Source organism: Pseudomonas sp. MYb185 (genome assembly GCF_002979975.1).
Lineage (GTDB): Bacteria > Pseudomonadota > Gammaproteobacteria > Pseudomonadales > Pseudomonadaceae > Halopseudomonas.
This window is the reverse complement of the sequence record NZ_PCQD01000003.1, coordinates 127,331-138,735: the sequence shown is the minus strand read 5'-3', so window position 1 is coordinate 138,735 and position 11,405 is coordinate 127,331. Positions and strand designations below refer to the sequence as shown.

The following is an 11,405-nucleotide window of genomic DNA, read 5'->3' as shown; positions in this document are numbered from 1 at the left end:
AGGCAAAAAAAGCCCGGCGCTGAGGCCGGGCAAAGTGCATAACTGCGGAGAGTACCTGTGCTACATGCCCAACCATTCGGGCAGGCCCAGGGATATGAAGGGCACGTAGGTAACCAGTATCAGGAACGCCAGCATCACCAGCAGCCATGGCGATACCGCCTTGATGGTGCGGGTCAGCGGCATGCCGGTGACCGCCGAGGTGACGAACAGGTTGAGTCCGGTCGGTGGCGTGATCAGGCCGATCTCCATGTTCACCACCATGATGATACCCAGGTGGATCGGGTCGATGCCCAGCTGCATGGCAATCGGGAACAGGATCGGCGCCAGGATCAGGATAATCGCCGACGGCTCCATGAAGGTGCCGGCGACCAGCAGCACGATGTTGACCACGATGAGGAACTCGATGGGGCTGAAGCCCTGCTCCACCACCCAGGCGGTGATCGACTGCGGGATCTGCTCGGTGGTCAGCACATGGGCGAAGAGCATGGCGTTGGCGATGATGAACATCAGCACCACGCTGAGCTTGCCGGCCTCGACCACCGTCCTGGGGCACTGGCGGAAGGTCATGTCCCGGTGGATGAAGATCGCCACGAAGGCCGCATAGATCGCCGCGACCGCTGCGGCCTCGGTGGGCGTGAACATGCCCGAGTAGATACCGCCGAGGATGATCACGATCAGCAGCAGGCCCCAGATGGCGCGGCGTCCGGTGCGTAGCACTTCCTGGAAGGAGGCGCGCGGCAGTGCTGGCATGTCCTTGACGTGGGCGAGGATGTAGATGGTCACCATCAGGAACACGCCGAGCAGCAGGCCCGGCACCACACCGGCCATGAACAGCTTGCCGACCGAGGTCTCGGTGGCGGTGGCATACACCACCATGACGATCGACGGTGGGATCAGGATGCCCAGGGTACCGGCGTTACAGACGATACCGGCGGCGAAGTCCTGCTTGTAGCCGGAGCGCACCATGCCGGCGATGACGATGGAGCCCACGGCGGCCACGGTGGCCGGCGAGGAGCCACTCAACGCGGCGAACAGCATGCAGGCCATGATCGCGGCGATGGCCAGGCCGCCCTTGATGTGGCCGACGCAGGCGTTGGCGAAGTCGATCAGCCGGTGGGCCACGCCGCCGGTGGTCATGAAGGCGCCCGCCAGCAGGAAGAACGGAATTGCCATCAGGGTGTAGTGCTCGCTGCTTTCGAACAGCTTGATCGCCAGTGATCGTACCGAGTCGTTGCTGAACATCAGGATGGTCATGGCCCCGGACAGACCGAGGGAAATCGCCACCGGGATGCCGATGAACATCAGCGCGAACAGGGCGATGAACAGGAATGCAATGGTCATGGTTTGGTCCCCTCGGCCTTGTTTTCTGTGGCGAGTTTCAGGGCATCTTCGGCTTCGCCGTGGCCGCCCAGGCCCAATTGCTGATTGCGCAGGATGCGCACGAACACCTGAAGGAAACGCAGGAACATCAGGCCGAAACCGATGGGCACGATCATCACGATATGCCACTGCATGACGCCGAAGCGATCGAGGTCTTCGGCACCGATGCCGGCGCGCAGCAGTGCGGCTACCCATTCCTCACTGGAGTAGGCCATCAGCGCGCAGTAGGCGAGACAGATACCGACGGCGATCAGGGCGACGGCTTTCTGCGCTCCCAGGGTGAAATTGCGTACCAGCAGGTCGACACCGATGTGCGCGCCAAGACGCACACCCCAGGCCAGGCCGATGAAGATCAGCCAGCCGAACATGGCCTTGGACAGGGCGATGCTCCAGGTCATTTCCTGGGCAAGATAGAGAATGCCATCGCCGATCGAGAACAGCGCATCCTCGGCGAACGGAATCGTGTCGGCGAGGGAATAGAACACCGAATAGAGGTTGTTGAGTAGCACGTAGATGAAGGTGACCAGTGTCATTCCCGCAAGCAGGATGCACACCAGGACCTCCTCCAACTGGTTCCAGGCACGAGCGACAGGGTTCATGCGGGGTCTCCGTCAGGGGAACGGTCAATAAAAGAGAGGGGCTAAGCCCGTGAGCCTGCGGCGCTGCGTGCAGTCCTGACGCAGCGCCGCCCGACCGGTTTCAGTCGGCCTGGTTGGACCGTTCGGCGGCCTGGATCAGCTCGGCACCGATCTGGCCTTCGAACTTCTTCCACACCGGGCGCATGGCATCGCGCCACAGCTCACGTTGCTCGGGAGTGAGGTCGATGACCTCGGTGGTGCCGGCCGCGAGAATGCGCTGCTTGTCACCCTGGTTCAGCTCCTCGGCCTGTTTGTTCACTTCCACCGTGACTTCGGCGAGGATCGCGCTCAGTTCATTGCGGATATCTTCAGGCAGACCATCCCAGAACTTGGTGTTGGTGATCACCATGTAGTCCAGCACGCCGTGGTTGGACTCGGTGATGTACTTCTGCACTTCGTGCATCTTCTGGCTGTAGATGTTCGAGTAGGGGTTCTCGGCACCGTTGACCACACCAGTCTGCAGGCCCTGGTAGACCTCGGCGAAGCTCATCTTGCGCGGTGCGGCGCGCAGTGCCTTGAATTGCTCGTCGAGCACGGCGGAGGCCTGTACGCGGAACTTCAGGCCGCGGGCGTCCTTGGGTTCATGCAGCGCCTTGTTGGCCGACAGCTGTTTCATGCCGTTGTGCCAGTAGCCAAGGCCGGTAATGCCCTTGTCCGCCATGGAGGTCAGCAGTGCCAGGCCTTCCGGGCTTTGCTGGAAGCGATCGACGGCCTCGATGTCGTCGAACAGGAACGGCAGGTCGAAGATCTGGATCTGCTTGGTGTAATGCTCGAACTTGGCCAGCGACGGGGCGATGATCTGCACGTCGCCGAGCAGCAGCGCTTCCATTTCCTTGCCGTCGCCGAACAACGAGGAGTTCGGGTAGACCTGAACGGTCACCTGGCCGGGCAGACGCTCTTCGACCAGCTTCTTGAACAGCAGTGCGCCCTGGCCCTTGGGCGTATGCTCGGCAACCACGTGGGAGAACTTGATGGAGATGGGAGCGGCCTGGACCAGGCCAGCCAAGCTCAGCGTCAGGGCGCAAGCCAGCGCCTTGGCAGTCAGTTTGAACATGTGAATGCTTCCTCTTGTTTTTAGTGGCATCTGGCGCCGTGGCGCCGAACCGTTAAGGGCGAACGAGGCTGGGTTCAGGCGCCCTGTCGAAAAATGGCAGTCGACGATGCTGGTGGCCTGAACGGACTCGCTGATGTCGCCCGGTCAAAGCTAAGAGCAAGGGATGTGCCAGTCCGCCGTTGGTGGCGCGGGAAAGCCTGGAGAAAAGCCGCCAGGCCAGGCAGCATCAGGCCTGGCGTGATGCGGTGGTATTGGCCGGGGGCGGTGCGATAAAGCGTGGACGCCGGGCTGTTTGGCGGGAACCCGCCGGTCAGTCGAGGTCTTCTGGCGAGCTTCCGCCAGCCGGCGCGAAGTTCAGTCCATGCTTGCGCAGTTTGTCGTGCAGGGTCTTGCGCGGAATGCCGAGGGCCTCGGCCAGGCTACGCAGGGAGTTGTGCGGACGCCCCAGTTCGGCGGCGATCAGGGCGCGCTCGAAGGCCTCCACCTGTTCACCCAGGTTGCCACTCAGCGTGGCACTGTCGGCCAGGCCATCCTGCCCGGGTTCCAGTTCGAGGTCCAGGCCCAGGGCGAAGCGTTCGGCGGCGTTCTGCAGTTCGCGCACATTGCCCGGCCAGGCATGGCGCAGCAGCATGGCGCGCTGGCCGGCCTGCAGCTCGCGGTCCGGCAGGCCATGGCGGGTGCTGGCGCCGGTAGCGAAATGCTGGAACAACAGCAGTGGGTCTTCATCGCGCTCACGCAGCGGCGGAATACGCAGCGGTGCGACGTTCAGCCGGTAGTACAGATCGGCGCGGAAGCGGCCCTGGTCGGCGGCCTGGCGCAGGTCTTCCTTGGTCGCGGCAATCACGCGGATATCCAGCGCGATCGACTGGTTGCCGCCGAGGCGCTCGACCACCCGTTCCTGCAACAGGCGCAGCAGCTTGACCTGCACCTCCAGGCTCATGCTCTCGATCTCGTCGAGGAACAGGGTGCCGCCGTTGGCGAACTCGAACTTGCCGATACGGCGCTTCGAAGCACCGGTGAAGGCCCCCGGCTCGTGACCGAACAGCTCGCTTTCCACCACCGACTCGGCCAGGGCGCCGGCATTGATGGCGACGAAGGGGCCGTTGCGACGGCTGGACAGGTCGTGCAGGGCGCGGGCCACCACTTCCTTGCCGGTGCCGGTCTCGCCGAGGATCAGCACATCGCTGTTGATCCCGGCCAGGGCGCCTATCTGCTCGTGCAGGCGGCGCATGGCCGGTGACTGGCCGATCAGCCGGGCGGTCAGTTCCTGGCGGTCGGCCAGCGCCAGGCGCAGGCTGCGGTTGTCCAGCACCAGTTGGCGCAGGGCCAGGGCGCGGCGCACGCTGTCGAGCAGGGTGTCGTTGGCGAAGGGCTTTTCCAGGAAGTCGTAGGCGCCGGCGCGCATGGCCTGGACCGCCAGCGGTACGTCGCCGTGGCCGGTGATCAGCAGTACCGGCAGCTCGGCGTCCTGCTCATGCAGCTGTTGCAGCAGTTGCAGACCGTCGAGGCCGGGCATGCGGATATCGCTGACCAGCACGCCGGGCCAGTCACGCGGAATGCGCGCGGCCAGGCCTCTGGCGTCGCCAAGGCTGAGCACCTTGAGTCCGGCCAGGTCGAGGGTCTGGCTGAGCGCCTGGCGCAGGTGGGCGTCGTCGTCGATCAGCACCACCTGGATAGAGTTGCCGATACTGCTGTCGCTGGTCATGGTCAGAGATCCTCGGTGGGCTGGAGATTGACACCCGGGCTGGCCAGGCGCAGACGCAGGGTCAGCAGCGCGCCGCCGTCCGGATGATTGGCCAGCAGCAGTTCGCCGCCCAAGGCGCGCATCAGGGTCTCGCAGATGGACAGGCCGAGGCCCAGGCCCTGGGCGCTGGTCTTGGTGGTGAAGAACGGCTCGCGGGCGTGGGCCAGGGCATCGTCGGAAAAACCGGGGCCGTTGTCGTGCAGCAGCAGGTGGATGTGCTCGCCCTGCTGCTCGGTGCTGATCCAGATACGCCGCGGTGGCGCCTTCTCGCTCAGGGCGTCGAGGGCATTGGCGAGCAGGTTGCCGAGCACCTGGCGCAGGCGCGTCTCGCCGGCCTGGACCCAGATGGTCGCCTCCGGCAGGTCGCGGTTCAGTTCCACGTCCAGCTCCCGGCGGCGCTTGGCCAGCAGCGCCAGGGTGTCATCCAGTGCCGGTTGCAGGGCGACCCGTTCCGGGGCATGGCGATCACGGCGGGCGAAGGCACGCAGGTGGGAGATGATCGACGCCATGCGTCCGGTCAGCTCGCTGATCAGTCCGAGGTTGGTGCGGGCATCGTCGGCGCGCTGGTGGTCGAGCAGGGTGGCGGCGTTTTCCGCATAGCTGCGGATCGCCGCCAGCGGCTGGTTGAGTTCGTGGCTGATGCTGGCGCTCATGGTACCCAATGCTGACAGCTTGCCGGCCTGCACCAGTTCGTCCTGGGCGCGCACCAGCTCCTGCTGGGCCTGTTCGCGTTCCAGCACCTCCTGCTTGAGCCGGTCGTTGAGCTGCTCCAGGTCGAGGGTGCGTTCCAGGACGCGTTGCTCCAGTTCGGCGCGGGCACGGGCGTCGAGGGCAATGCGTTCGAGATAGTGGCGGCGGCGCAGTATCAGCAGGCTGAACAGCAGCAGCAGTACCAGCAAGGTGGCGCCGCCCACCGCCAGAGCGGTGCGCACCGGGCGGTCGAGCAGCAGCCGCGGCGCCATGATACTGACCGTCCAGCCGGTTTCCGGCAGATGGCTGTTCTGCACCAGCCAGGCGCCCGGGTCGAGTGGCAGCGGTCGTGGCGACTGGGTCGGATAGGGCTGGTTGGCGGCAATGCCGGCGCGTTCGTCCTCGCTCAGCGGGCGGCTGGCATGGAAGCGCCACTCGGGGCGCGAGGTGAGGATGACCACGCCATTGCTGTCGGTAACCATCAACTGCTCGGGGGTGCTGCCCCACAGGGTTTCGGTATGGTCGAGATCGACCTTGACCACCAGCACACCGATCTTGCGCTCCTGTTCGTGCACCGCGTAGGCGAAGTAGTAGCCGCGCTTGCCGGAGGTGGTGCCGAGGCCGAAGAACTGTCCCAACTGGCCGGACAGCGCCTCGCGGAAATAGGGGCGGAAGTCGAAGTTGCCGCCGACGAAGGTATCGGGCTGGTCCCAGTTGGAGGCGGCCAGGGTGTGGCCCTCGGGGTTCAGCAGATAGATCACATCGGCACCGGTCTGCTCGCGGATCTGCGCCAGCAACCGGTTGGCCTGCTGCAGCGTCGGGGTATCCTCGGGGGCATGCAGGGCGGCGCGCAGATCCGGCAGGTCACCGAGGATCTGCGGCAGTACCTCGAAGCGGCGCAGGGTGCCGAGCAGGTTGGCGATGTACAGATCGAGGGTCTGGCGGTTCTGTTCGATCAGCACACCGCGGTAGTAGCGCTCGGCCAGATGCTGCACCGGCCACAGCAACGGCGCCAGCAGTAGCGCCAATAGCACCAGGCTGCGCCAGCGCGGGCGGTGCGGATTCTTGGTTGCCGGGGCATGCGAGGGAAGAGTCTGGTCCATCGCTGCATTATGCACGTTTGCGGCGCTGGTAAAGAGCCCCTCCCACATCTCGGCGCCAGCTCCTCGGCTCAGGCGCTGGTGTTGAGAACGCCCTTCAGCAGCGCAAGCCACGCTTCCCGGTGCGGGTGTCCGGCATCCGAGTCAGAGCGTGGGCCGGGACAGCGTGCCATGGCCATGGCGGCCCAGCAGTTCCGGGAAGTCGCGCAACTGGGTATTCAGTGCCTGGGCTTCGCGGTAGTCTTCGATGGCTCGTCGATAGGCCATGCGTTTCTTGTCTTGCTGCCGGCGACGCTCGTTGCGCACGCTTTTTACGGATTCACCTGCAAAGTCTGGATCAAAAGCCATGCTGCAGCCTCCTGAAACAGTGGATGGTTGGGCACATCCATCATGGAGGACCACAGGTGACCGGCTGATGACAGTCCTGCGGCGATTTGGTGTCAGCGTTCAGCGCTTGCTGGGTGGCGTCGAAATGACCCTGCGTCGCTCTGCCGCAGGAGACAAGGCTGGCAATAATTGCGAACAATTATCATTAATTGTATGGTCTTGCTTCTGCCCCTGTCGGGCCCTGCCAAGGAGGATCAACCATGCAGACTTCATTTCGCCTGTTCGCCGGTATCATCGCTCTCAGCCTGAGTGCCGCGGGCTGGGCTCAATCTGCTGAGCGCCCTGCCCACTTCAAGGGGGAGCCGGCGGATACCCTGGAGCAAGCGGTAACCAACCTCAGCGAGTACAACGCCAAACTCGATGCGCTGCTGGCAAAGGATGAGCTGACGCCGATGGATCTGCATGAGGTCCATCAACTGACCTATACCCTGGAGAACGCGCTGCACAAGATCCAGGCAGAGCTGGAACAGACCGCGGAAGTACTCGAAGAGGTGCATGTCGCCTCGGAGACCAACCAGCCCGAGACCGTCAAGACACGTGGCCAGGTTTACCTGGAAACCACCCGCCTACTGGTGAAGTGAGCTGACCGCAGCCGCTTATCCTGTCCCTGCGCAACGCCCGCGACCCATGGTCGAGCAGGCGGCGCGGGGCTTGTCGCTCAGTTGAGCACGCCCTGGCTGCGCAGGTAATCATCGTAGCTGCCGCTGAAGTCGGTCACCCCATCGGCGGACAGCTCGATGATCCGGGTGGCCAGTGAGCTGACGAACTCGCGGTCGTGGCTGACGAAGATCAGCGTGCCGGGGTAGTTGTCCAGCGCCAGGTTCAGGGCCTCGATGGATTCCATGTCCAGGTGGTTGGTCGGCTCGTCCATGAGCATCACGTTGGCACGCTTGAGGATCAGCTTGCCGAACAGCATGCGACCCTGCTCGCCACCGGAAATCACCTTCACCGACTTGAGAATGTCATCGTTGGAAAACAGCATGCGGCCGAGGGTGCCGCGTACCAGCTGTTCGCCACCCTGGGTCCACTGCGCCATCCACTCGAACAGCGTGCAGTCATATTTGAAGTCATCGGCGTGGTCCTGGGCAAAATAGCCGATGTCCGCGCTTTCGGCCCATTTCACCTCGCCGGCCATCGGCTGCATGTCATTGACCAGGGTACGCAACAGGGTGGTCTTGCCGATACCGTTGGGACCGATGATGGCTACCCGCTCGCCGGCTTCGATCTGCAGGCTGAGGTTCTTGAACAGCACTTCACCATCGTAACCCTGGCTGACCTTCTCCAGAGTCACCGCCTGGCGATGCAGCTTCTTGTGCTGATCGAAGCGGATGAACGGGCTGACCCGGCTCGAGGGTTTGACTTCATCCAGCTGGATCTTGTCGATCTGCTTGGCCCGGCTGGTGGCCTGTTTGGCCTTGGACGCATTGGCCGAGAAGCGGCTGACGAACTGCTGCAGTTCGGCGATCTGGGCCTTCTTCTTGGCATTGTCCGACAACAGGCGCTCGCGGGCCTGGGTGGCGGCGGTCATGTACTCGTCATAGTTGCCGGGGAACAGGCGCAGTTCACCGTAGTCCAGATCCGCCATGTGCGTGCACACGCTGTTGAGGAAGTGGCGGTCGTGGGAAATGATGATCATGGTGCTGCTGCGGGTCTTGAGAATATCCTCGAGCCAACGGATGGTATTGATATCCAGGTGGTTGGTGGGCTCGTCGAGCAGCAGCACATCGGGATCGGAAAACAGCGCCTGGGCCAGCAGTACCCGCAGCTTCCAGCCGGGCGCGACCTCGCTCATCGGGCCGAAGTGCTGATCCAGCGGGATACCCAGCCCCAGCAGCAGCTCGCCGGCGCGGGACTCGGCGGTATAGCCGTCCATCTCGGCGAATTCGGTTTCCAGCTCGGCCACCGCCATACCGTCTTCTTCGCTCATTTCCGCCAGCGAATAGATGCGATCGCGCTCGGCCTTTACCCGCCACAGCTCTTCATGACCCATGATCACGGTGTCGATGACACTGAACTCTTCGTAGGCGAACTGGTTCTGACGCAGCTTACCCAGGCGCACGTTCTGCTCCAGCATGACCTGACCGCCGGAGGGCTCCAGTTCGCCGCCGAGGATTTTCATGAAGGTCGACTTGCCGCAGCCGTTGGCACCGATCAGGCCGTAACGGTTGCCGTTGCCGAATTTGACGGAAACGTTTTCGAACAGCGGCTTGGCGCCGAATTGCATGGTGATGTTGGCGGTGGAGATCAAGGAAATATCCTGCGGGAAGAAAAAGGGTGGAGTCCGCACTGAATGGCGGCGGCGCATTGTACTGGCTATGGGGAGTGAGTAACAGCGGTGGGCGAGGGGCGCGGATGGATGGTGCGGGCCGGCCTGGTCAGGATTTCGACGGTAAAGTACGCACGACAGCCCGGGGCCGGCCTATAATGCACGGGAATATCTTCCCATAAATGACCAGGTTGACGGAGAACGCCCGGAGAACATGAAAAAACTCATCAAAGCCTTGCTTGCCATAAGTGTGTCGCTGGCAGTGATACTTGCACTCTTCCTTTACTGGCCGTTGTATCAGCGCGCCGCACCACCGGCGGAAAACGAAGAGCCGGTGGACGTGGTGCTGATCGGTGGCGGCATCATGAGTGTGACCCTGGCGACCTATCTGCAGGAACTGGCGCCGGAATGGAACGTACACCTGTTCGAACGTATGGACGACGTGGCGCTGGAAAGCTCCAACGGTTGGAACAATGCCGGTACCGGCCACGCCGGTTTTGCCGAGCTGAACTACACCGTCGAGCTGGAAGACGGCACCATCGAAACCAGCCGGGCGGTCAATATTGCCGAGCAGTTCGAAGTCTCGCGGCAGTTCTGGGCGCATCAGGTCGAGCAGGGCCGCCTGTCCACGCCGTCCGACTTCATCAACCCGACCCCGCACATGAGTTTCGTCTGGGGTGACGACAACATCGAGTTCCTGCGCAAGCGCCATGCGGCGATGATCAAGAACCCGTTGTTCTACGGCATGGAGTATTCCGAAGATCCCCAGCAGATCAGCCAGTGGGCACCGCTGCTGATGGAAGGTCGCGACCCGGCCCAGAAAGTGGCAGCCACCTATATGCCGCTGGGTATCGACGTCAATTTCGGAGTAATCACCAGTCAGTTGACCGAGTCGCTGCAGCGCAGCCCCCACTTCCACCTGCAACTGAGCCATGAGGTACGTGGCCTGGATCAGAACGATGACAAGACCTGGAACGTCACCGTTCATGACCTCAAGACAGACACCGAGCGTACCATCAAGTCGCGCTTCGTCTTTATCGGTGCCGGTGGCGCGGCGTTGAAGCTGCTGCAATTGTCTGGTATTCCCGAGTCACGTAACTATGGCGGTTTTCCGGTGGGCGGCCAGTTCCTGGCCTTCGAAGCACCCGAGATCACCGCCCGTCATGACGTGAAAGCCTACGGCAAGGCCGAAGCCGGTTCGCCGCCGATGTCGGTACCGCACCTGGACGCGCGCAAGCTGGATGGCAAACCGGTGGTGCTGTTCGGGCCATTCGCGCTGCAGAGCACCAAGTTTCTCAAGGACGGTTCCTGGTTCGACCTGTTCTCCTCGGTCAACCACAACAACTTCGCGGGCATGCTGAGTGTCGGCAGTCAGAATCTGGATCTGGTCAAGTACCTGGTGCAGCAGGCCAGCCTGAGCGATGAGGATCGTCATGCCGAACTGCTCAAATATTTCCCCGAGGCCAACCCCGAGGACTGGAAGCTGGTCACCGCGGGGCAACGTGTGCAGATAATCAAGCGTGACCCGCAGAAAGGCACCACCCTGCAGTTTGGTACCGAGGTGGTCAGTGACGCCGATGGCACCATCGCTGCTCTGCTGGGCGCGTCGCCAGGTGCGTCCACCTCGCCGCCGATCATGCTGAACGTGCTGGCCAAGGCCTTCCCGGAGCAGATGGCCGCTGGCTGGGAAGCCCGTCTGAATGAGATCATTCCCTCCTACGGACGCACCCTCAACGACAGCCCGGCGCTGACCAATGAAATCCGTCGCCACACCAGCCAGGCTCTGCAACTGCCCTATCTGGAAGTGCCGGAGCAGTCTGGTAACGCTCCTACCCCCGTAGCGGTGGAAACAGCCGCGGCGGAAGAAGGTGACAACAGGGAACTGCAGGCGCTGTAACAGCAACAGATTGCGTCTGCGGAATCAGGTTGGACCAATCGGTGTAACCTGATTCCGGGCTCCTGACATTCAGAATAACCGTTCCCGGACCTCTTCTGCTTCGGCAGAAGGCCGTGATCGCTGCCCCACCAATGTCGCAGCGCCACTCGAGCGCGTGACGTGGTATGGTTCCTGCCCGGATTTCCGCAATCCTTCGCTTGGCCCGTGGCTTTCGTTCCCCCAGGGAACGTCTCTACAAGCGCATTACCC

The 11,405-nt window shown here is 63.0% G+C and carries 9 protein-coding genes; 2 read left to right on the top strand and 7 right to left on the bottom strand.

Going from position 1 to position 11,405, the window contains the following annotated elements; genetic code table 11:
* Positions 1-60: 60 nt before the first annotated feature.
* From CQ007_RS05540 to CQ007_RS05515, 6 genes are all read right to left on the bottom strand, one after another.
* Positions 61-1,341, bottom strand: a complete 1,281-nt coding sequence (locus CQ007_RS05540) for a TRAP transporter large permease (protein ID WP_105643977.1) — start codon at positions 1,339-1,341, stop codon at positions 61-63.
* Complete coding sequence (locus tag CQ007_RS05535; protein ID WP_105643975.1) at positions 1,338-1,979, bottom strand: TRAP transporter small permease; 642 nt, start codon at positions 1,977-1,979, stop codon at positions 1,338-1,340. The genes CQ007_RS05540 and CQ007_RS05535 overlap by 4 nt, the downstream gene beginning before the upstream one ends.
* A gap of 100 nt (positions 1,980-2,079) precedes the next feature.
* Positions 2,080-3,072, bottom strand: a complete 993-nt coding sequence (dctP, locus tag CQ007_RS05530; protein ID WP_105643973.1) for a C4-dicarboxylate TRAP substrate-binding protein DctP — start codon at positions 3,070-3,072, stop codon at positions 2,080-2,082.
* A gap of 310 nt (positions 3,073-3,382) precedes the next feature.
* Positions 3,383-4,777: a sigma-54 dependent transcriptional regulator gene (locus tag CQ007_RS05525; RefSeq protein ID WP_105643971.1), complete on the bottom strand. Its 1,395-nt coding sequence runs from the start codon at positions 4,775-4,777 to the stop codon at positions 3,383-3,385.
* Between the two features lie 2 nt (positions 4,778-4,779).
* The gene (locus tag CQ007_RS05520) at positions 4,780-6,609 is read right to left on the bottom strand and encodes an ATP-binding protein (protein ID WP_105644491.1); all 1,830 of its coding nucleotides are present in this window, start codon (positions 6,607-6,609) and stop codon (positions 4,780-4,782) included.
* A 141-nt stretch (positions 6,610-6,750) separates the two neighbouring features.
* Positions 6,751-6,954 carry a PA3496 family putative envelope integrity protein gene (locus CQ007_RS05515; protein WP_105643969.1) on the bottom strand — a complete coding sequence of 68 codons (204 nt, stop codon included), beginning with the start codon at positions 6,952-6,954 and terminating at the stop codon, positions 6,751-6,753.
* Positions 6,955-7,193: 239 nt separating this feature from the next.
* Here CQ007_RS05515 and CQ007_RS05510 point away from each other — a divergent pair, with 239 nt between their 5' ends.
* Complete coding sequence (locus CQ007_RS05510; RefSeq protein ID WP_105643967.1) at positions 7,194-7,574, top strand: DUF6746 family protein; 381 nt, start codon at positions 7,194-7,196, stop codon at positions 7,572-7,574.
* 77 nt (positions 7,575-7,651) lie between these two features.
* On the opposite strand, the gene CQ007_RS05505 is transcribed toward CQ007_RS05510, so the two are convergent.
* On the bottom strand, positions 7,652-9,241 hold the full coding sequence (locus CQ007_RS05505) for an ABC-F family ATPase (protein ID WP_105643965.1): 1,590 nt from the start codon (positions 9,239-9,241) through the stop codon (positions 7,652-7,654).
* Between the two features lie 232 nt (positions 9,242-9,473).
* On the opposite strand from CQ007_RS05505, the gene mqo reads away from it, so the two are divergent.
* On the top strand, positions 9,474-11,156 hold the full coding sequence (gene mqo, locus CQ007_RS05500; protein ID WP_105643964.1) for a malate dehydrogenase (quinone): 1,683 nt from the start codon (positions 9,474-9,476) through the stop codon (positions 11,154-11,156).
* Positions 11,157-11,405 lie beyond the last annotated feature (249 nt).

Bases quoted from the DNA above. Each gene is read 5' to 3' on its own strand.
- CQ007_RS05540 (WP_105643977.1), bottom strand. From the start codon at position 1,341: ATGACCATTGCATTCCTGTTCATCGCCCTGTTCGCGCTGATGTTCATC.
- CQ007_RS05535 (WP_105643975.1), bottom strand. From the start codon at position 1,979: ATGAACCCTGTCGCTCGTGCCTGGAACCAGTTGGAGGAGGTCCTGGTG.
- dctP (WP_105643973.1), bottom strand. From the start codon at position 3,072: ATGTTCAAACTGACTGCCAAGGCGCTGGCTTGCGCCCTGACGCTGAGC.
- CQ007_RS05525 (WP_105643971.1), bottom strand. From the start codon at position 4,777: ATGACCAGCGACAGCAGTATCGGCAACTCTATCCAGGTGGTGCTGATC.
- CQ007_RS05520 (WP_105644491.1), bottom strand. From the start codon at position 6,609: ATGGACCAGACTCTTCCCTCGCATGCCCCGGCAACCAAGAATCCGCAC.
- CQ007_RS05515 (WP_105643969.1), bottom strand. From the start codon at position 6,954: ATGGCTTTTGATCCAGACTTTGCAGGTGAATCCGTAAAAAGCGTGCGC.
- CQ007_RS05510 (WP_105643967.1), top strand. From the start codon at position 7,194: ATGCAGACTTCATTTCGCCTGTTCGCCGGTATCATCGCTCTCAGCCTG.
- mqo (WP_105643964.1), top strand. From the start codon at position 9,474: ATGAAAAAACTCATCAAAGCCTTGCTTGCCATAAGTGTGTCGCTGGCA.